Source organism: Epilithonimonas sp. UC225_85 (assembly GCF_042695135.1).
In the GTDB taxonomy this organism is placed as follows: Bacteria; Bacteroidota; Bacteroidia; order Flavobacteriales; family Weeksellaceae; genus Epilithonimonas.
Genome location: NZ_CP170547.1, coordinates 3,281,889 through 3,301,403, shown reverse-complemented (window position 1 = coordinate 3,301,403; position 19,515 = coordinate 3,281,889). Strand labels below are relative to the sequence as shown.

Genomic DNA, 19,515 nt, shown 5'->3' with positions numbered 1-19,515 from the left:
GGTTTTTTATTTTCATGGATCAGATAGATTATATCATTGTTGGAGGAGGATTTGCAGGTTTTTTTCTTGCGCATCATTTACAGAAGAATAACAAATCTTTTGTTTTGTTCAACGGTCAGCAGATTTCTGGTTCGCATATTTCTGCGGGAGTTTGTAATCCGGTTATTTTGAAAAGGTTCAGCACGTTTTGGAAATCCAAAGAACAGATGGATTATCTGGAAACTATCTTTTCTGATATCGAAACTTACACCGGAAATAATTACATTATAAACGAACCTGTCGCCAGGATTTTTCACGATAAAGCTGAGAAAGTTCAATGGCGTAAAAATTCTCTAAAAGAAGATCTTGAACCGTTTTTAGACAATGATTTTATTAATTTAAATGGAGTCGAAAATCCTCTTGAGTCAGGGATTGTAAAAAATTCATGTAGAATAGATGTTGAGAATTTTTTTAAAGATATGTTTGATCATTTTGATACTACAGGAAACCTGATCAACGAATCTTTCGATCATAATTCCATTGACATAGAAAATTCCATTTATAAAAATTTCAAATTTAAAGGCATTGTTTTTTGTGAAGGAATTCATACAAAAGACAATCCTTATTTTAATACAATTCCTGTTTTACCAAACAAAGGGCATTGTTTAGAAGTTAAAATTGAACAGGCTTTAGATCCATTTATTATCAAAAAAAAGCATTTCCTGTTTTCTCTTTCAGACAATCGGTTTTATTATGGAGGTACTTATGACCGATTTGACAGAACTGAAGAAATCGATCCCGAATTCATAGAAGAATTGGAAACTGGGCTAAAGGCTTTTTATAAAGGAAATTATTCTATTACAAAAATCAAAACTGCTTTCCGGGCGACGGTGGATGACAGGAGACCAATTTTAGGATCACATCCGGAATTTCATAATTTGAAAATTTTCAATGGTCTTGGTGCAAGAGGCGTTTTGAACGGAACTTATTTTTCCAAAGTAATGTTTGATTATCTGGAAAACCAAATTGACCTTGATCCTGAGATCGATGTCAAAAGATTTTATTAATATCTTTTGATTTTCATATTATACTAATTTGGTAAGATATCTTTGAATCATTAACTTTGCAGACAGCAACGATTAAAAATATGAATGAGGATTTAAAATCAACCTTTCAAAAACTGCTTGAAGAAAATATTCTGGATAGATCTGGCGAAGATACTATCGGCAGACTCACAGATTTATTTCCCGCAGAGGTCTGTTTTTCCACAAGTTTCAGTATGGAAGATCAGGTCATTACCGATATCTTAAAAAATCATTCGGGAATCAAAATTTTCACTTTAGATACAGGTCGTCTTTTTGAAGACACTTACAATACCTGGACTTTAACCAAGTCAAAATATAAAGTTTCAATCAAAGCTTATTACCCAAATCAGGAAGAACTGGAACCGTTCATACAGGAAAAAGGTCCGGATTCATTTTATACGTCCGTGGATAACAGGAAGGCTTGTTGTGGAATCAGAAAAGTCAATCCTCTGAAACGCGCTCTGAAAGGAAACAAAGTATGGATTACAGGTCTGAGAGCAGAACATTCACCGGATCGTGAAAATATTCAGCAGCTGGAATGGGATGAGTCCAACCAGGTTATAAAATTTCACCCGTTGTTATTCTGGACAACAGAAGAAGTCAAAAATTACATCAAAGAAAAACAAATTCCTTATAATATTTTGCACGACAAAGGCTTCGTGAGTATTGGCTGCGCACCTTGTACACGGGCAATTCAGCCGGGAGAAGATTTCCGTGCCGGTCGCTGGTGGTGGGAAGATGCCAGCAAAAAAGAATGTGGACTCCATGTTCACAAATAAACAATTAATAAAAGTAAAATGTCAAAATACCATTTGGATCACCTCGAGCAGTTAGAGTCCGAAGCCATTCATATTTTCAGAGAAGTTGCGGGTCAGTTCGAGCGTCCGGCTTTGCTTTTCAGTGGAGGAAAAGACAGTATTACGCTGGTTCATCTGGCTTTGAAAGCTTTTCGTCCCGGCAAATTTCCGTTTCCGTTAGTTCACATCGATACTGGTCATAATTTTCCCGAAGTTTTGGAATATCGTGATCAATTAGCAAATGAAATCGGAGAAAAACTGATCGTCAGAAAAGTAGAAGATACCATCAAAGAAAAAGGCTTAACGGAACCGAAAGGAAAATTACCAAGCAGAAATGCCTTGCAGACTTTCACACTTTTGGACACTGTGGAAGAATTCGAATTCGACTGCTGCATCGGCGGCGGAAGACGCGACGAAGAAAAAGCCAGGGCAAAAGAAAGAATTTTTTCCGTTCGAGATGAGTTCGGGCAATGGGATCCAAAACTTCAACGCCCCGAACTTTGGAATACCTACAACGGAAAAATCCATAAAGGCGAACAAGTAAGAGCTTTCCCGATCAGCAATTGGACAGAACTGGACGTTTGGAATTACATTCTGAAAGAAAATATCCAGCTGCCTTCCATTTATTTTGCGCACGACAGAGAAGTTCTCAACCTGGATGACCAATTCATTGCAATGAACGAGTTCGTCAATCTGGACGAAAATGATGTTGTGACCACAGAAAAAGTGCGTTACAGAACCGTTGGCGATATGACCTGTACTGCAGCAGTTTTATCAAATGCTGCAAACCTTGAGGAAGTAATTGCGGAAATTATTACTACAAAAACCAGCGAAAGAGGCGAAACCAGGATAGATGACAGAACCTCCGAAGCAGCAATGGAAGATCGCAAAAAAGCAGGCTATTTTTAATTTTTCGTCATCCTGAGATTGTAGAAGGATCTCTGAAAATTTAGGAGCCAGGAACCTGCTGTCCACTGTATCTTTTTTGTTTTTTACAACGCTTGTATTTCTGATTTGCATTAAGTACAAAAAAACAAAAAAGGATGCCGTTCCCATCAGGGCTATTGAGCAATTCTCTATAAAAGTATAAATTGAACTTTTGTTTAGAGGCAATATCACAATTATGAATTTCTTTGATGAGTTTTACGCCTTTGTGAACCTTAAAACGATTAGCTTTCCAAAAATCTTTGCGGATCTTTGCGTTCAAAAACTTAGCAATTAAACCAACAACTGACAACAAAATATGGACATATTAAGATTTATAACTGCAGGAAGCGTAGATGACGGAAAAAGCACACTAATCGGCAGATTATTATACGATAGCAAAAACATCCTTATCGATCAGCTGGAAGCAGTAGAACGTGCCAGCAAATTCAAGAACGATGGCGAATTGGATCTGGCTTTGTTGACAGACGGCTTGCGCGCGGAAAGAGAGCAGGGAATTACCATAGATGTAGCCTACAAATATTTCTCAACTCCGAAACGCAAATTTATCATTGCAGATGCGCCGGGTCACGTTCAATACACCAGAAATATGATCACCGGAGCCAGCAATGCTGCTTTAATTATCATTTTAATTGATGCGAGAAATGGTATTATTGAACAAACCAGACGACATTCCATTATTGCATCTTTACTCAATATCCCGAATGTTGTTGTAGCAATTAATAAGCTGGACCTTGTCAATTATTCCGAAGAAATCTTCAATAATATCAAGGATGAATATTCAAAAATAGCAGATCAGTTGTCTCTTAATAATGTCGTTTATATTCCGATAAGTGCTTTGGATGGCGACAATATTGTAGACAGATCCGAGAAATTAGATTGGTATCAGGGGAAAACTTTATTAGATCATCTTGAAACAATTGAGCTTGAAAATACAATCAATCTTGATAAAGCGAGATTTCCTGTTCAGTATGTGATTCGTCCGCAGTCAGAAGAATACCATGATTACCGCGGTTATGCAGGTAAAATCACCAGCGGAATTTACAAAGTCGGAGACGCAGTGACTATTTTACCGTCCGGGACAGAAAGTAAAATTTCTGCAATAGAAGTGGATCAGAAACAAGTTGAAGAAGCTTTTGCACCTCAAAGCGTTGTTTTACATTTGGAAGATGATGTTGATATCAGCCGTGGAGATTTAATTGTAAAATCAAATGATCTCCCGAAACTCGAGCAGGAATTGGAAGTTCTTGTTTGTTGGATGGGCGAAAAACCTTTGAAATCGGGCAGCAAATATTTGATTCAAAACAATACAATGCAAACCAAAGCCGTCATCAAAGACATCGAGTACAAATTGGATGTTAATTCATTAGAAAAACACGAAGTGGAACAGGTTTCACTCAACGAAATAGTAAAACTCAAACTGAAAACTGCCAAACCATTCGCTTATGATTCTTACAAAGATCTGGCTTCAAACGGCGGAATCATCTTTATCGATGAGACAAGTTTTGTAACTGTGGGCGCAGGATTGATTCAATAATTAAAATTAATAATTTTGAAAACTAAAATCTCACTTCCAATTTTTATCAATGCATCCACCAACAAAATCCTGATTGTTGGAGGTGGGAAACTCGCTTCGGAACAGCTCAATGATATGATGCAGAATATTCCGGATGCCGATATTACTGTTCTTGCAAAAAGACTTTCAGACGATATCAAAAACTTACTGTTGGAGAATACATCAATAAAAATTATTAACGATGATTTCAAAGACGAGTATTTGGAAATTGCCGATCTTTTCATTGTCGCAACCGAGGATTCTCTGCAAGACCAATTAATCATTTCAAAATTAAAAGATCATAAAAATCTGTATTACGCTCCCAATAATCCATCGGAAAATGATTTCATTTTTCAGGCGGATGTAGATCAGGCGGATAAAAAAACACTTTTCCCAATTAATAATGAGAAAAAATGGCGAAAAACTGCAACCGTTTTCTTTTTGGCTTTTGTCATTCTTTTAATAGGAAATATTCTCTCATTTTACATTGGTTTCAAAGATTTGAAAGTGGCTTATCAATACCTGAATTACAATACCGATGAAAGGTTTTTCTGGCTATTCCTAGTCGGATTTTTAGCGCAGCTTATAGACGGCGCTTTGGGAATGGGATATGGCGTAACTTGCACGGCCGCACTTTTGTACATCGGGATTCCGTTGCCGGCAATTAGCAGCAGTATCCACACAGCAGAGATGTTTTCCAGCGGTGCTTCTGGCTTCAGCCATTACAAATTTGGGAATATCAATAAGAAATTATTCAAAAATATATTAATTCCGGGTGTTTTGGGTGCAATTTTAGGCGCATTGATGTTATCCTATTTAGGTGAAAAATATGCCGGGGTCATCAAACCGATCCTGGCTCTTTATACTTTTATCCTCGGAATAAGGATTTTGTTGAATGCCTTCAAAAAGAATAAAATCCGTAAAAAAACCAAAAGAGTAGGCTGGCTTGCTGGCGCTGGCGGATTTCTGGATTCCTTTGGCGGAGGCGGTTGGGGACCATTGGTAACTTCAACCTTGATTTCGAAAGGAAAAACACCACGTTACGTCATCGGAACAGTAAGTTTGACGGAGTTTTTTGTAACCTTTGCCAGTGCTTTAACTTTCTTTTCAGTTATCGGAATCAGTCATTGGCAACTAATAGCAGGATTGATTCTTGGAGGCGTTCTCGCAGCTCCAATTGCCGCGAGACTAGCAGGTAAACTACCACTAAAAGTGATGTTTATAGGAGTCGGATCAATTGTAATTATCTGGAGTCTGAACGTTTTACTCAAGACTTTGCATTTAATTTAATTCGATATCAGATAAAAGCCTGTAATATGAATGTATTACAGGCTTTTGTTTTTAATTCATAAATTATCTTCAATAATTTATTCGTTTGTTATTTTAAATAAGGACTAAAATAATAGCTATTATAATTCCAATTGCTGTAAAAATGATTCCGCGTTTAAATACTTTAGACTTTGGAGGAAACATCCAAAAACTTGATAAGACAAAGAAAAATAATGAAATTCCAAAAAATGTATTGAGTGGGGATAGGGAGTCTTTGGACTGAGACTTATGGAGTTTTGTCATTTTATCCAGTACGAATGGCAATTCTTTTTTGCTGTATTTTGCTTCACCGGTTTTGATATTATAAGTGCCCTGTTTGAAGTACATCACATCACCTTCTGTTTTATCAACCTCAAAACCTTTTATTTTTATTTCTTTCCCGAGTTTTTTCTCATTCAGATTGGACTCGAATTTTTTCTCGTATTTCTTTTCTTTTTTCAGAAAATCGGTATCTCTGTAGATCAGCAGAATTCCGCTTACAGAATAGACTACCATTATTCCTGCAAGGAAATAGCCCAAATAGCGGTGAACGATTCTCATAAAACTTCTGGTATTCTTTATTTTGTCCATAGTAACAGTTGGCTTATTTATATTTTAAAAGTGGAAACTGCAAATTTGCAACTTCCACTTTGATTGAAAAAATATTTAATAAAATTTAATTCTAAAGTTTATAAGTTAAGGTTAGGTAATAATTTCTAGGCATTATTGGATTCACGGAGTAATTTTCGTGTACATTATAATTTAAAACATCGAAGACATTAGCTAATTTCCCTTGAATTAGTATTTTTTTGTATTGATAACCCAAGCTGAAATCAACCTGTGTAAAGCCGTTCATTGGTATAAGCCTATCCGTTTTTTGATTACCGTTTGCATCTTTCAGGTTATTCCATCCACCATAACGATTTCCGGTATAAAATGCGGTAGCTCCAATCTTAAGACCTTTAACATATTTATCAAAAGTGTAGAAAACTGAAGCATTAGCTGTATTCATCGGTGTTCTTACAATTCTTTCTCCTTCAATAAAACTTCCGTCTGTATTTGGAGTTTCAAGGTAGGTCATATGGTTGTAAGAATATCCTGCTATAACAGAAAGATTTGGTAAAGGATTACCTGTGATGTCTACTTCTACACCACGGCTTCGTGTTTTACCTGTAAGCTCTTTGATATTCGTATCGGTATTCACCTGTCCTGCGCTGTTGAAAGCTGCCATCTGTGCAAGATTGCTGTTGTCAATTTGATATGCTGTGGCATTAAACGCTAAAGTATTTGAAAAAAGATTTTTCTTGAAACCAACTTCCCATTGGTCTACAACTGATGGATCCAGAGATTTTCCATTCACATCATTTCCTGTATTTGGAACAAATGAATTGGTGTAACTGGCAAACGTCATAAAGTTTTCCGTCCACTCGTAAACCAATCCAACTCTTGGTGAGAATGCATTTTTGCTAAGTTTACCGGCTGTGGAAGTCTTACTGAAATTTTGTGTATCAAATTGATAATTGGTTTTTAAAACCGCCATATTTTCTAAATAAGACCATCTAATTCCGGCCAGCAATTTGAATTTTTCCGTGATGGAAACCAAATCCTGAAGGTACACGCCAACTCTTCTTGTTGGTGTTCTTGTCAGACTTTGTTTAGCAGTTTCCGGCTCGTAACCTGAAGCCCAGGTAGCTTCGTCGGTTAAGAGAATATTTCCGCTGGTGTTATTTCCATTTGTTCCGTAAACTAGAGCACCATTATTCCAGCTTCCGTTTTGTCTTTGGAGAAAATAAGTATAATTATCAGACTGCAGATAGTCTGCGTCCGCACCAAAAAGCAGCTTATGTTTAATTTGTCCAGTCTTGAATTCTCCGTTCAGGTTGGCTTGCAAAGAACCGTAGTTTTGTTCGTTATAAGTCCTGGTCAAACTTCTGTTCCAAAGATAAGAACCATTATTTTGAAGGTTCCACTGCATTCTTTCATTACCGAAAAAATCTTTGGTGTAATTCTGATAAGAACCTACAAAATTCAAATTCCAGTTGGTGTTGATCTGATGATTCAGCGTGATTGTGCTTGTTGCCATTTGAGCATTCTGATACTGAAAATCAGCACCTGCATTTTTACGAATGTCCAACAAGTCGTTGATCACAGATCTGGAAGTTTTTGTATCCAAAACCAAAGTTCCGACTCCAAAATCCGGTGTGAAATAATTTTTCAGATAGTCACCCTCAACGATTAATTGCGTTTTGTCTGAGATATTAAAAAGAAAACTAGGATTGAAGTAATATTTTTGAGAAGTGATATTATCACGGAAACTGCCTTTATCCTCAAAAGCACCATTTACACGAAATGCCGAACTTTTTGAAAGTCCATCGTAGAAGTCAAGAGCCACTTTATAATTGTCCCAGCTTCCTGCACTCAGGGCCACGCTTCCTCCTTGGTGAAACAACGGTTTTTTGGTGATCATATTGATGATTCCGCCGGGTGCTACATTTCCATAAAGGATGGCTGCACCGCCTTTTAAAACTTCCACTCTTTCCATTCCCGAAACTTCAGGAAAAACGCCACTGTTGATGCGGGCTCCGTTTTTATAAATATTCTCGTTACCAAAGGTGTAACCTCTTGCACCGAAACTGTCCTGCGAACCACCTCTTGCGGAAGTAATATACATCCCGTTGACGTTTCTTACGACGTCCGATAATTGCTGTGCCTGTTGCTGCTCGATGATTTCGTGTGTCACAATAGCAGTGGCCTGTGGATTTTCCATCACATCAAGATTAGACTTTGTGGTGAAGGTTTTTGCCTTATTCGGATTTCCCGCTTTATGAAGCTTGACGTCTTCTATGGTTCTTACATTGAGTGAATCTGTTTTATTTTCCTGACCGAAGCCAAATACAGACAATGTAATAAGACCTATTGCAGCAGCATTTTTTCTCATAGTTTATTTAGAATTATTAAAAACAGTGCAAAAGTATAAGAAATGTTAAGATTTGCAAACATTATTTTAATTAATTCTAAATAAAGCAGTATGATTTTTATTAGTTTTAGTCCTGAAGTTCCAGCCAACGCAATTCGAAGTTCTCCAGTTTTTCAGAAATGGCTTCTAGTTCAGCAGAGAATTTTGCGATTTTTTCATAATCTGTTTCATTATTCAGCTGCTCAAGGATTTTAGCTCTTTGCGCTTCAAGTTTCGGCATTTCTTTCTCAATCGTTTCCAGCTCGTGCTGTTCTTTGAAAGATAATTTTTTCTTAGCAGGCTGACTTGTTGGAACTGGCGCAGGCGTGTTTTTCGAAGCTTCAACCTTTTCGACTTTCGGAGTTTCAGCTTTTGGATTTTTCTCTTCATTCTTTAGATTCTCACGATACTCAGAGAAGTTTCCAACAAACTCCTTGATTTTTCCTTCACCTTCAAAGGCCAGAACGTGATCCACAATTCTGTCCATAAAATATCGGTCGTGAGAAACGATGATCAAACTTCCCTGAAAATTCTGAAGGAAGTTCTCCAAAACCGTCAAAGTCGGTAAATCCAAATCATTCGTCGGCTCATCAAAAATCAGGAAATTCGGATTTTGATAAAGAATATACATCAAGTGCAAACGGCGTTTTTCTCCTCCCGAAAGTTTCGAAATCGGCGAATATTGCGTCTGGTCATCAAACAAGAACAATCTCAAGAACTGAGAAGCCGAGATGGTTTTTCCATTAGCCAAAGGGAAATTCTCACCGATTTCTTTAATGAAATCAATGACTCTTTCGTCTTCTTTATATTGAAGACCTTTCTGCGCAAAATAGCCGAATTTGATCGTTTCTCCGGTTTCAATTTCCCCGGAATCTTTCGGCTCAAAACCTTGAATGATATTCAGTAAAGTTGATTTTCCGGCACCATTTTTCCCAACGATTCCAACCTTTTCACCTCTTTGAAATTGATAAGAGAAATCTTTGAACAGAACTTTTTCACCGTAACTTTTGTTAATATCTCTAAGTTCAAGAATTTTGTTTCCCAATCTTTTCATTTCGAAATCAAGAGCCAACGTATCTTTTCGTGTATCAGTTTTTGCTACTTTTTCGGTTTCGTAGAAGTCATCTTGTCTGGATTTAGACTTGGTGGTTCTCGCTTTCGGCTGTCTTCGCATCCATTCCAATTCCTTTCTGTAAAGGTTTTGGGCTTTATCAATCGTTGAGTTCAAATTGTCCTCACGGATCATTTTATTTTCAAGATAAGTCGCGTAACTACCATTGTGGAGATAGAGATTTCCATCTTCCATTTCCCAAATCTTGTCGCAAACGGCATCCAGGAAATAACGGTCGTGCGTCACAAGAAGCAAGGTGATTTTGGCTTTACTTAGATAATTTTCCAGCCATTCTACCATTTCCACATCCAAGTGGTTGGTTGGCTCATCCATAATCAAAAGCGTGTGGCGATGTTCCGCTCTGGTTTCTGTCAAGAGTTTCGCCAGTGCAATTCTTTTGATTTGTCCACCGGAAAGCGTTCCCATTTTCGCCGATAAATCTGTGATCTTTAGTTGAGAGAGAATTTGTTCCATCTCATTTTCCAAATCCCAAGCCTTATGGATTTCCATCTCTGCCAAAGCCGTCTCCATATCATCCGGATTTTCTGAGGTCAAAGCGTGATGATATTTCTTCAAAGCCAAAATAGGAGCAGAATCCAAAGTCATCATAAATTCTTCTACAGACAATTTTGGGTCAAAGTCAATTTCCTGGTCAAATAGGACAACCTGAATGTCTTTATTAATCACCACTTCACCGCCATCTGCAATTTCTTTTCCCATCAGGATTTTCAGGAGTGTGGATTTTCCGCTTCCGTTTTTGGCAACGATGGCAATTTTGTCGCCTTCGTTCACGTGGAAATTGATGTTTTTGAATAAGACTTTAACGCCGTATGATTTGCTCAGATTTTCTGCAGAAACGTAATTCATTTTATGATGGATGATGGAGGTTAGTTGATGGATGTTTTTCCAGCTGCGAAAGTACGAAAATGAATTTTTAAAATTCGGGATCGCTTAAGTTTTGTGGTCAAATGCATTTAACAAAGATAAAAAGCCCCATACAGGGGTGCAATACGCTTTCCGGAGAATCCGAAAGCTTCATGCAGGGGTGCGACAAGCTTCCGGGAGAGTGCGAAAGCTTCCTGCAAGGGTGCAACACGCTTTCCGGAGAAGCGGAAAGGCGCTTGCTGGGGTGAGGCAGACTTTCCGGATGAAATTTAGATTAATCGATACCGGTATTCATTATTACAGTCTTCTTTTGAAAACTTTAACGAAAACCAAAATTGATTTAACCTTTTATTGAGATAATTGATAAAGGAAAATTCAGAAGTTTGTATCAAATTAATATCTATGAAAAAACTCAACATTCTTTTTACAATCTTCGCATTCGTAGCTTTTCAGGCGCAAACCATTTCCGGAACTGTCCTTTCAAAAGAAGATAATAAACCAATTCCTTATGCAAAAATTGGAATTTTGAATGGAACTTATGGTATTCAGGCTGACGAGAATGGTAAATTTCAACTTCAGTTGGATAATGTTTCCAGAGACAAGGAATTGTTGGTTGCAGTTCCCGGGTATAATCAGTTCCGAAGTTCTGTGGAAGACTTTGTAAAGCAAAATCCTCATAATATTTATTTGTACGAAAAAGTCACCAATATTCAGGAGGTTGTTCTTGTTCCGAATCATTACAAAGACAAAAATCTGGGTGTGAACAGCAAGTCAAAATCTGTAATGTTTACCCCAAATATGGAAAAGGGAGATTCCATGGTGGAAGAAACTGCGGTGGAATTCAGTTCCAACAAAAAACTGAAAATCATTAAAATCAATATCAATTTTTCCAGATTCGAGGCTACAAAACCAATTAAAGTTCGCTACACGATTTACGACGAAAAAGACGGAAAACCAAACAATCTGCTTTTGAATAAAGACATTATCGCCACCATTGAGAAAGATAAATTGCAAGATTCCACTTTTTCTGTGGATTTGAGCAATGAAAAAATTTGGCTTCAGGGCAAATTCTTTGTCGGGATTCAGTTTATCGGACAATCGGATGGGAAAGTGGCTTTGAGTGGTGCTCTTTTCAGGTCGGGATACTACCGCTCATTCTATGGTAATTGGGAAAAAATCGGAATAGCAGCACCGGCCATCAATATCGATGTGAAAGTGAAAAAGTAGTTTGATTTATTTCTACATTATAATTAATCCGATCCAATGAAAAAGATACTATTCTTAGTTTTGTTATGTACTTACATTTTTGGCTTTGCCCAGATTTCAGATTTTGGTAAGAATGAAAAAGTGGGAAAAATACTTCATTTGAAAGACGCCGATATCTATTACGAAGTTTATGGCAAAGGTGAACCATTATTTTTACTTCACGGAAACGGCGGAAGCATCGATGCGTTTTCGAAAGAAATTCCGGAATTATCCAAACATTTCAAAATCATTGCAATGGATACACGAGCTCAAGGGAAAAGTACAGATACTTCGACCGAACCTTTGACTTATATTAAATTTGCTGATGATGTAAAAGCTTTGGCCGATGAATTGAAATTAAAGAAAATCAATATTCTTGGCTGGAGCGATGGCGGAAATACAGCGATTGAATTTGCCATCAAATATCCCAAAAACACCAATAAAATCATCACAAGCGGCGCCAATATTTTCCCAAATGGCGTAGGAGAAAGCGAAGTTGAAAATATGAAAAAAGACGCAGCGAAAATGAAGGCTGAAAACAGATCTGAACATGATATTCGCTTGCTTCAATTGATGATCGATGAACCGAAAATCACAAAAGAACAACTTAATCATATCAAAGCTAAAACATTTATTCTTGCCGGTGAAAATGACCTGATTCTCCGTCCTCATACTGAATATATAGCCAAAGAAATTCCAAAGTCCAAAATGAAAATCTATAAAGGCGCATCACACGGCGTTCCAATAGAAAGAGCGGAAGAATTGTGTAAAGATGTGATTGGGTTTATTAAGAATTAAAATTCTAATCAATCAATCGTCAGCATTTTCAAACTCCACAGATTACCATTATAGATGTCCAGATCAACCTTGGAATTGATACCATAGACAATGCCGTTTTCTGAGAATTGCCAGAACTGAAATTCGTCATCCGGCGAAGGCGTCGGAACATCATTGTAATTTGCTAGCCATAGCGGATAATCATCAAATTCGCCTTTCAGATAATCTTTGTAAAAATGATAATAGGTGTAGATAATTGGTTTTTCGCCATAAGTTTCCTCTATAATTTTGATCCAAACTTTGAGGTCGGAAATCAACTGTTCTTTTGATTTCTTTCTTGGATTCTTTTCAATATCGAGAATAGGCGGAAGATCTCCGGATTCCAGCTTTGCAACAGACAGATAGGAATTGGCCTGCATCACAGGATCTTCATCCGGACGGTAAAAATGATAAGCACCACGAATCAGGTTATGTTGTTTTGCAGTTTCCCAGAAATGATCAAAATTCTTATCCAGTTTCCGGTTTCCCATACTTGCTCTCAGAACTACAAATTTTAAAGGAATCGTTCGGTTTCCAATGCTGAGACTGTCCCATTGGATGTCTTCTTTGCGTTGGTAATGAGAAATGTCAAAGCCAAAAGTCTGATTGGAGTAGAGTCCGACTATCTTGTCAATTCTTGCTGTTTCTTTTTCGGAGTTCGTGAGGTTTTTATGTTCGAAATGTTTTCCTAAATAATATGAAAAGTAGTAATTAATCTTTTGTCTCAGGTAAAATCCGGTTCCTAACATAGAGATACAAAGTATAATCAGAAGAATCCAACGCTTTTTCATAAAAACATTTTTTCTTTTCTGATGAATTTTTTTCCTTGTATTGCGGTTTGCTTTCGACATAAGTTCTGCAAAAATATTGTTTTTCCTTTTTGAAAAAACGATAAAAATTTATTTTTAAAAATTGAGATATCAATTAATATTTTTGGCTTAATTTATGCTAATATTGTAACATTAATTTTAAAATATAAAAAAACATGAAAAAGAGACTATTGTCATTAGCGGCAGTTCTATTAGTAACTGTAGCAATGAATGCTCAAACTGCAAAAGAACAAGTTAAAAAAGACGCAAAAGTGGTCGGGACTACCGTTAAAAAAGGGGCTAAAGCAACCGGAGAAGGCGTAAAAGATGGTGCTGAATGGGTTGGTGATAAAACTGTAAAAGGTGCAAAAGCAACTGAAAAAGGTGTTAAAAAAGGTGCAAAATGGACCGGCAAAACAGCTACTAAGGGTGCAAAAGCTGTAAAGAAAACGGCAGTAAAGGGTGCTGATGCAGTATCAGACGGCTACAAGGATGTAAAACAAGATCTTAAAAAATAAGATACATAAAAAAGATTCCATTTTTGGAGTCTTTTTTTGTAACATTTTCTTTGGATCGGTAACCAATTAGTAGAAGATATTTCAGAAATAAAATCAATTATTTTAAATATTTAACTACTTTCGTTAAAGGAAAATTAAAAAAATGAAAAAAATTATTTTGACGTTTGCACTTTCTCTTGTGATGGTTGCAAATATGGCTGCTCAGGCAGTGCCAACCGCTAAACAAATTATTGATAATTATGTTACTGCACTTGGCGGGAAACAGAAATTGGAAGCTGTAAAAACTCTTTCTATGAAAAATACCATCAGCGTGATGGGAATGGAAATGGAAGGAAAAACGTTGAAGAAAGACAACAAATTCAAATCTACCCAATCGATGATGGGTCAGGAAATGGTGCAGGTTTTTGATGGTGAAAAAGGTTCTGCTTCCCAGATGGGACAGAAAATGGATTTCCCGGCAGAGCAAGTTGCAAAACTGAAAGCATCCAAATTAATTGATGCTTTGGGAATGGATCCTGCAAAAATCAAAACTGTGGAGAAAAAACAGATCGATGGCAAAGATTATTATCTGCTGTCTTCTGACGATTCCAAAACTTATTTTGATGTGAAAACTGGCTTGCTTTACAAAACTGAAAATGAAAAAGGCAACATGACTATCACAAAATATGCAGATGTTGACGGAATCAAGTTTGTAGAAGAAATGTCTGTAGATGCAGCAGGACAACAAATCAGCATCAAAAATTCTGATATCAAGATCAATCAGCCGATTTCTGATGATGAGTTTAAAATTAATTAATTTATAAAATTCAGCACTCGAATAAATAAAAAGGAATCCAAATTTGGATTCCTTTTTTTGTCTGTTATCTCTTATCTTATAATCTGCAGTGTACTAAGAGTTATATTCTTTTTCCCATTCTTCTGCTGCTTCGCATAGGGTTTTGTAGAAGTCTTCGCCGTATTTTCTGATAAGCGGTTCTTTCAGGAATTTATAAATCCTTACTTCCAGTTCTTTTCCTAAAGTACAGGCATCGTTACAGATTTCCCATTCGTGGTAATTAAGAGCGATGAAGGTTTTATAATCATTCACACGGATTGGATAAAGGTGGCAGGAAATAGGTTTTTTCCAATCGATTACCCCGTCTTCATAGGCTTTTTCGATGCCACATTTAGTTGTTCCTTGTTCGTCGAAGATGACATATGCACATTCGCTTCCGTTTACCAAAGTTGTAACGTAACCGCCGTCGTAAGGGTCAACTACCCAGGTTCCCTGTTCTTCGATGGCTTTCACGCCTTCCGGTCTCAGGTAAGATTTTATTTTAGGGAAAATTTCGTCGAGGATTGGCAGTTCATCTTTGTCAAGCGGAGCGCCGGTATCACCATCTACACAGCATACACCTTTGCATTTGGTAAGGTTGCAGACAAAACTTTCTGCAAAAATATCTTCGGAAATCAGTTTGTCATCTATCTGAATCATTCTTCATCAATTTTAATATTGTACAAAATTAGCAATTTTAAATGCTGCCAAGCAAAAAACAACAATCCAAAGTCCCAATTCCTGCATCCAGTATTTTGGAAGGAAACGCAACATTCTGCTCAGAATAATACTTACAGGCAAAGCAAGAAGTAAAAGAAACTCATAATTATTGCCCATGTAGAAAATAATTGTGATCAGCTGCGCAAGTGAAAAAACCAGGACAAAAGTATATTTGTACCTGCTGATCGGGCTTTTCTCATTATAATGTTTGAAATGATCCGAGATCGAGTAGATGATCATCAATGCAATTGGAATCAGAATATATAATGGATAATAAGTTTTCAGCATTTCAAATGAAGCGGAAAAAGGGAAGTAAGAACTATTCCAGGTCGTGTAATGGATCAAATACATCACTCCGAAATAACTTAAAACAATCAGTATTGCTCCGAATAAAAGACGAAACATATTGAGCCCGACCCTTCCGGAAGTTCCTACAATATGGAATATGACAAAAACTGCCATTGGCCAGCTTGGCGGAAAAACGAGGAATGTAAAAGCTAAAATAGCACCCACAAGCATAAAAGAACTTTTTCTTAATTGATCATTCTGGCTGGTTAATATCAATAATAAAATGGAGCTCATCAAAAATGTAAATGCCAGTCCCAGATCTATGGTACCGTCATAAAATGAAGCCACAAAAAGCGTATAAAGAAAGAGTGGGAGATGAGAAAACTGATTAAGAGCGATGGCATTGAATAAAAAATATCCCAGACTGATTCCGGTAAATGTAATTACTGTAGAAATGAAATCTATACTTCTAAAATCTAATAAGTTAAGTGATATGAATATCAAAAATAAAAACCCGATGTAAACCGGTACTGAAAAAATATTGCTTTCTTTTGAAAGTAATCGAAACATTTTTTATAAATTTGTGCAAAGTTAATTTAAAAAAAGAAAAATATGACATCTTTCTGGTTAGCATTAAGTGCAGCTTTCAAATGGTCTTTCGGATTTTACAGACTCTTCGGCAATGTCCTGAACTGGGTTTTATTTCTTGTAGCGATGGGCTATTTTTGCTATTGGTGTTATGTTTTGGTGGTGACATTAGGTGCTCAAAAAGATAAAGACTACGTATCGCCAACGGAAGGTAAAAACCCATATTACGATCCGAAAATTTATAAAAACGAAGGTTAAATAAATTGATTATATAATAAAAAACCCGTCTTGTTATCAAACGAGACGGGTTCTTTTTATTTTTGAGAGTGATTTTGAATTTATCATCTAATTTCCACTTGAATTATTCTTCATCGTGACAAGGAACGACTAAAACCGGAATCTTAGATTTTTTGGTGATTTCTTTCGTGAGGCTGCCGATGAAAACGTCATAAACACCGCTTCTTCCGTGTGATCCAACTACGATGTAATCAGCAGTTTGGGAATCAGCAAATTCTAAAATCGTATCGCCTGCAATTCCTTGTTTCAGGATATGTGTACAATTCACTCCGTTAGCAATTACTCTTTCCTGGAGTTTATTAAGTTCCTTCAATTCAAATTTGATCTCATTTTCCTCTACTTCCGGGAAATATTGGAAACCCATATCGCCAATTACAAAACCGATATCAGTTGCTGCAACGTGAATCAGGGCAATCTCCGCATTGACATCTTTAGCAAAACTGATGGCGTAATCTACCAATTTATTAGAACTGTCAGAAAAATCGACGGGTAAAATAATTTTTTTCATAATCAAAGTTTATAATTAAATGAGAGCAAAAATTTAGCCATTACTGGAATTCAGAAAATGATTATTGTCTACTGAATCTTCAGTGAGAATAGTTTTTTCTCTTCCAGATAGGCTTCCAAAATATCATCTTCAGAAACTTTTCCAACACCTTTTGGCGTTCCGGTGAAAATCAAGTCTCCAACTCTTAGTGTGAAATATTGCGAAGCAAATGCAATAATGTCATCAGGGCTGAAAATCATTTCTTTGGTGTTTCCATCCTGTACTTTTTCATTATTTTTAATAAGTGAAAAATTGAGATTCTTCAAATCATAATTCTCTTTAGAAACAAAATCCGAAACAACCGCCGAACCATCAAAACCTTTCGCCAATTCCCAAGGAAGACCTTTGTCTTTTAGTTTGGTCTGCAGATCCCTTGCTGTAAAATCCAACCCAAGACCAATTTCTTCATAATGTTTTCCGGCATTTTCTTTCTGGATGTATTTTCCGCCTTTAGAAATCTTCAAAACAACTTCCAATTCATAATGGATGTCATCGGAAAATTCCGGGATATAAAAATCCGAACCTTTTTTCAGGATTGCTGTATCAGGTTTCATAAAAATCACAGGATCTTCGGGTATTTCATTTCCCAATTCTTTGGCGTGCTCACCGTAATTTCTTCCTACGCAGATTATTTTCATTTGGTTGAATTTAATTTAAAACTTGGATTTCAGCTGGATTTTTGTGAAAATTTTCTTTGTGTAAAGCGGAAAGTCAGCAGCCTGAAGCCAGCCATAATAACCAATATCTTTTTGGAAAACTTCTTTTACAACCTGGCCTTTATATTTCCCGAAAGCAAATATTTCCTGATCCTTTTCATTGAAATGAATCATACCGGCCAGATCTGCAAATTTGCTGTGAAAAGAAAAATCACTCAAGCCGGCAATTTCATTCGGAAGTTCCTCATAATGTCCAACCTGTGCGTCCAGAACTTCAAAAGTTGCCAAAACATCAGCTTCTGCAGAATGGGCGTTTTCCAAAGTTTTCTGGCAATAGAAATTATAAGCTGCAGAAAGGTTTCTTGGTTCCATCTTGTGATAAATTGTTTGGGCATCTACGAGTTTGAATTTACTCAGATCAAAATCAAAACCTGCCCGCAACAGTTCTTCCGCAAGAAGCGGTACGTCAAAACGGTTGGAATTGAAACCTCCCAAATCTGCTCCGGAAATCATCTCCATAATTTTTGGTGCAATCTCTTTGAAAATTGGTGCATCTGCAACGTCTTTGTCATAGATTCCGTGGATAGCAGAGGATTCTTTAGGAATTGGCATTTCCGGGTTTACGATCCATGTTTTGCTTTCGCGGGAAGCGTCCGGGTTTACTTTCAGGATGCAGATTTCTACGATTCTGTCCTTGCCAACATTAGTTCCGGTGGTTTCCAGATCAAAAACGCAAAGTGGTTTATATAGTTTTAAGTTCATTATTTATAGTTGATGAATGATTATTGAGAGTGATTATTCTAATTTCTAACTTCTAAAATCTAATCTCTATTTAAGTTGTTTCTGGAATATTAATGAAATCAATATGTAATAGATGATAATTAATGGAATTCCGACTGTTTTGAATATTAATAAAATCAAAATTCCGCCAATTAACAAAGCCAGTTTTGGATAATTATCTTCCAGTTTTTTAGATTTGAATTTCATCGCAATCATTTTGATTGGAGAAATTAAAAGCCAAGAACTTAATATGGTTATTAAAATTAAAAATAGAAGTGAAGGAAAAAAATGAATATTAGTCAAATTCTCACCAAATAAAAATTCTAAATTTTCGGGTAACGGAACTTGCGTTAGATAATAAATTCCAAAAATCAAAATCGTATTGCTCGGTGTATTAAGTCCTTTAAAATAGTATTTCTGGTCATCATCCAAATTGAAAATTGCTAATCTGAGACAAGAGAAAAGTGTGATGAGAAATCCAAAATATTTAATTTCTAAAGGCAGCTCGATACCAAATAAATTATTGCCAAATGGTTCCAGCATTTTCATCATCGCAACGCCAGGCAAAAATCCGAAACTCACCATATCTGCCAAAGAGTCCAATTGTCCACCCAAATTACTGCTGGAATTCATAGCTCTTGCAATAAATCCATCGAAAAAATCGAGAACCAATGAGATAATAATGCAAATCGCCGTGGTTTGATAATCGCCGGAAATGAGATGAACAATCCCAACACAACCCGAGAAAAGATTCCCTAAAGTAAATGCGTTGGCAAGGTTGTTTTTAATGAAATTCATATCACAAAAATAAGAAAA

General features: G+C 36.6%; 20 protein-coding genes. 10 read left to right on the top strand and 10 right to left on the bottom strand.

What is annotated here, in order from left to right; translation table 11 throughout:
• Positions 1 to 14: 14 nt before the first annotated feature.
• The 5 genes from ACFJGY_RS15000 (at position 15) to ACFJGY_RS14980 (ending at position 5,651) form a co-directional block, all read left to right on the top strand.
• Positions 15 to 1,046 carry an NAD(P)/FAD-dependent oxidoreductase gene (locus ACFJGY_RS15000; protein WP_379965377.1) on the top strand — a complete coding sequence of 344 codons (1,032 nt, stop codon included), beginning with the start codon at positions 15 to 17 and terminating at the stop codon, positions 1,044 to 1,046.
• An 80-nt stretch (positions 1,047 to 1,126) separates the two neighbouring features.
• Entirely contained in the window at positions 1,127 to 1,843 is a 717-nt protein-coding gene (locus ACFJGY_RS14995) for a phosphoadenylyl-sulfate reductase (protein ID WP_379965374.1), read from the top strand.
• Positions 1,844 to 1,861: 18 nt separating this feature from the next.
• Positions 1,862 to 2,770, top strand: a complete 909-nt coding sequence (gene cysD / locus ACFJGY_RS14990; protein WP_379965371.1) for a sulfate adenylyltransferase subunit CysD — start codon at positions 1,862 to 1,864, stop codon at positions 2,768 to 2,770.
• 334 nt (positions 2,771 to 3,104) lie between these two features.
• A complete protein-coding gene (locus ACFJGY_RS14985) occupies positions 3,105 to 4,343 on the top strand; it encodes a sulfate adenylyltransferase subunit 1 (RefSeq protein ID WP_379965368.1) in 1,239 nt (412 codons plus the stop codon).
• 15 nt (positions 4,344 to 4,358) lie between these two features.
• Positions 4,359 to 5,651, top strand: coding sequence for a TSUP family transporter (locus tag ACFJGY_RS14980; protein ID WP_379965365.1), 1,293 nt, complete (start codon positions 4,359 to 4,361; stop codon positions 5,649 to 5,651).
• A 93-nt stretch (positions 5,652 to 5,744) separates the two neighbouring features.
• Here the strand turns inward: ACFJGY_RS14980 and ACFJGY_RS14975 are convergent, their stop codons facing one another.
• The 3 genes from ACFJGY_RS14975 to ACFJGY_RS14965 form a co-directional block, all read right to left on the bottom strand.
• Entirely contained in the window at positions 5,745 to 6,260 is a 516-nt protein-coding gene (locus ACFJGY_RS14975; protein ID WP_379965362.1) for a hypothetical protein, read from the bottom strand.
• A 91-nt stretch (positions 6,261 to 6,351) separates the two neighbouring features.
• Positions 6,352 to 8,607, bottom strand: coding sequence for a TonB-dependent siderophore receptor (locus tag ACFJGY_RS14970; RefSeq protein WP_379965359.1), 2,256 nt, complete (start codon positions 8,605 to 8,607; stop codon positions 6,352 to 6,354).
• A 106-nt stretch (positions 8,608 to 8,713) separates the two neighbouring features.
• On the bottom strand, positions 8,714 to 10,603 hold the full coding sequence (locus ACFJGY_RS14965; RefSeq protein WP_379965356.1) for an ABC-F family ATP-binding cassette domain-containing protein: 1,890 nt from the start codon (positions 10,601 to 10,603) through the stop codon (positions 8,714 to 8,716).
• A gap of 420 nt (positions 10,604 to 11,023) precedes the next feature.
• Between ACFJGY_RS14965 and ACFJGY_RS14960 the strand changes: the two genes are divergently transcribed.
• Entirely contained in the window at positions 11,024 to 11,848 is an 825-nt protein-coding gene (locus ACFJGY_RS14960) for a carboxypeptidase-like regulatory domain-containing protein (protein ID WP_379965353.1), read from the top strand.
• A gap of 36 nt (positions 11,849 to 11,884) precedes the next feature.
• Positions 11,885 to 12,664 carry an alpha/beta fold hydrolase gene (locus ACFJGY_RS14955; protein ID WP_379965350.1) on the top strand — a complete coding sequence of 260 codons (780 nt, stop codon included), beginning with the start codon at positions 11,885 to 11,887 and terminating at the stop codon, positions 12,662 to 12,664.
• A gap of 8 nt (positions 12,665 to 12,672) precedes the next feature.
• Here the strand turns inward: ACFJGY_RS14955 and ACFJGY_RS14950 are convergent, their stop codons facing one another.
• The gene (locus ACFJGY_RS14950; protein ID WP_379965348.1) at positions 12,673 to 13,473 is read right to left on the bottom strand and encodes a glycoside hydrolase family 25 protein; all 801 of its coding nucleotides are present in this window, start codon (positions 13,471 to 13,473) and stop codon (positions 12,673 to 12,675) included.
• Positions 13,474 to 13,667: 194 nt separating this feature from the next.
• Here ACFJGY_RS14950 and ACFJGY_RS14945 point away from each other — a divergent pair, with 194 nt between their 5' ends.
• A complete protein-coding gene (locus ACFJGY_RS14945) occupies positions 13,668 to 14,009 on the top strand; it encodes a hypothetical protein (RefSeq protein ID WP_379965346.1) in 342 nt (113 codons plus the stop codon).
• Positions 14,010 to 14,151: 142 nt separating this feature from the next.
• Positions 14,152 to 14,805 carry an outer membrane lipoprotein carrier protein LolA gene (locus tag ACFJGY_RS14940; protein WP_379965343.1) on the top strand — a complete coding sequence of 218 codons (654 nt, stop codon included), beginning with the start codon at positions 14,152 to 14,154 and terminating at the stop codon, positions 14,803 to 14,805.
• 93 nt (positions 14,806 to 14,898) lie between these two features.
• Here the strand turns inward: ACFJGY_RS14940 and ACFJGY_RS14935 are convergent, their stop codons facing one another.
• Together ACFJGY_RS14935 and ACFJGY_RS14930 are read right to left on the bottom strand one after the other, a co-directional pair.
• Positions 14,899 to 15,483, bottom strand: coding sequence for a DUF3109 family protein (locus ACFJGY_RS14935; protein ID WP_379965340.1), 585 nt, complete (start codon positions 15,481 to 15,483; stop codon positions 14,899 to 14,901).
• A 12-nt stretch (positions 15,484 to 15,495) separates the two neighbouring features.
• Positions 15,496 to 16,401, bottom strand: coding sequence for a DUF6427 family protein (locus tag ACFJGY_RS14930; protein WP_379965337.1), 906 nt, complete (start codon positions 16,399 to 16,401; stop codon positions 15,496 to 15,498).
• A 42-nt stretch (positions 16,402 to 16,443) separates the two neighbouring features.
• On the opposite strand from ACFJGY_RS14930, the gene ACFJGY_RS14925 reads away from it, so the two are divergent.
• A complete protein-coding gene (locus ACFJGY_RS14925) occupies positions 16,444 to 16,677 on the top strand; it encodes a hypothetical protein (RefSeq protein ID WP_379965334.1) in 234 nt (77 codons plus the stop codon).
• Positions 16,678 to 16,780: 103 nt separating this feature from the next.
• Here ACFJGY_RS14925 and ACFJGY_RS14920 read toward each other — a convergent pair whose 3' ends face one another.
• The 4 genes from ACFJGY_RS14920 to ACFJGY_RS14905 form a co-directional block, all read right to left on the bottom strand.
• The gene (locus ACFJGY_RS14920; protein WP_379965331.1) at positions 16,781 to 17,224 is read right to left on the bottom strand and encodes a universal stress protein; all 444 of its coding nucleotides are present in this window, start codon (positions 17,222 to 17,224) and stop codon (positions 16,781 to 16,783) included.
• A 68-nt stretch (positions 17,225 to 17,292) separates the two neighbouring features.
• Complete coding sequence (locus ACFJGY_RS14915; protein ID WP_379965328.1) at positions 17,293 to 17,901, bottom strand: fumarylacetoacetate hydrolase family protein; 609 nt, start codon at positions 17,899 to 17,901, stop codon at positions 17,293 to 17,295.
• 15 nt (positions 17,902 to 17,916) lie between these two features.
• Positions 17,917 to 18,681: an exonuclease domain-containing protein gene (locus ACFJGY_RS14910; protein ID WP_379965325.1), complete on the bottom strand. Its 765-nt coding sequence runs from the start codon at positions 18,679 to 18,681 to the stop codon at positions 17,917 to 17,919.
• Between the two features lie 66 nt (positions 18,682 to 18,747).
• Positions 18,748 to 19,497, bottom strand: a complete 750-nt coding sequence (locus tag ACFJGY_RS14905; protein ID WP_379965322.1) for a CDP-alcohol phosphatidyltransferase family protein — start codon at positions 19,495 to 19,497, stop codon at positions 18,748 to 18,750.
• Between the last annotated feature and the right edge of the window lie 18 nt (positions 19,498 to 19,515).

Bases quoted from the DNA above. Each gene is read 5' to 3' on its own strand.
- ACFJGY_RS14910 (WP_379965325.1), bottom strand. From the start codon at position 18,681: ATGAACTTAAAACTATATAAACCACTTTGCGTTTTTGATCTGGAAACC.
- ACFJGY_RS14945 (WP_379965346.1), top strand. From the start codon at position 13,668: ATGAAAAAGAGACTATTGTCATTAGCGGCAGTTCTATTAGTAACTGTA.
- ACFJGY_RS14930 (WP_379965337.1), bottom strand. From the start codon at position 16,401: ATGTTTCGATTACTTTCAAAAGAAAGCAATATTTTTTCAGTACCGGTT.
- ACFJGY_RS14960 (WP_379965353.1), top strand. From the start codon at position 11,024: ATGAAAAAACTCAACATTCTTTTTACAATCTTCGCATTCGTAGCTTTT.
- ACFJGY_RS14970 (WP_379965359.1), bottom strand. From the start codon at position 8,607: ATGAGAAAAAATGCTGCTGCAATAGGTCTTATTACATTGTCTGTATTT.
- ACFJGY_RS14940 (WP_379965343.1), top strand. From the start codon at position 14,152: ATGAAAAAAATTATTTTGACGTTTGCACTTTCTCTTGTGATGGTTGCA.
- ACFJGY_RS14925 (WP_379965334.1), top strand. From the start codon at position 16,444: ATGACATCTTTCTGGTTAGCATTAAGTGCAGCTTTCAAATGGTCTTTC.
- ACFJGY_RS14995 (WP_379965374.1), top strand. From the start codon at position 1,127: ATGAATGAGGATTTAAAATCAACCTTTCAAAAACTGCTTGAAGAAAAT.
- ACFJGY_RS14985 (WP_379965368.1), top strand. From the start codon at position 3,105: ATGGACATATTAAGATTTATAACTGCAGGAAGCGTAGATGACGGAAAA.
- ACFJGY_RS14935 (WP_379965340.1), bottom strand. From the start codon at position 15,483: ATGATTCAGATAGATGACAAACTGATTTCCGAAGATATTTTTGCAGAA.
- cysD (WP_379965371.1), top strand. From the start codon at position 1,862: ATGTCAAAATACCATTTGGATCACCTCGAGCAGTTAGAGTCCGAAGCC.
- ACFJGY_RS14915 (WP_379965328.1), bottom strand. From the start codon at position 17,901: ATGAAAATAATCTGCGTAGGAAGAAATTACGGTGAGCACGCCAAAGAA.
- ACFJGY_RS14955 (WP_379965350.1), top strand. From the start codon at position 11,885: ATGAAAAAGATACTATTCTTAGTTTTGTTATGTACTTACATTTTTGGC.
- ACFJGY_RS14965 (WP_379965356.1), bottom strand. From the start codon at position 10,603: ATGAATTACGTTTCTGCAGAAAATCTGAGCAAATCATACGGCGTTAAA.
- ACFJGY_RS14905 (WP_379965322.1), bottom strand. From the start codon at position 19,497: ATGAATTTCATTAAAAACAACCTTGCCAACGCATTTACTTTAGGGAAT.
- ACFJGY_RS14950 (WP_379965348.1), bottom strand. From the start codon at position 13,473: ATGAAAAAGCGTTGGATTCTTCTGATTATACTTTGTATCTCTATGTTA.
- ACFJGY_RS15000 (WP_379965377.1), top strand. From the start codon at position 15: ATGGATCAGATAGATTATATCATTGTTGGAGGAGGATTTGCAGGTTTT.
- ACFJGY_RS14920 (WP_379965331.1), bottom strand. From the start codon at position 17,224: ATGAAAAAAATTATTTTACCCGTCGATTTTTCTGACAGTTCTAATAAA.
- ACFJGY_RS14975 (WP_379965362.1), bottom strand. From the start codon at position 6,260: ATGGACAAAATAAAGAATACCAGAAGTTTTATGAGAATCGTTCACCGC.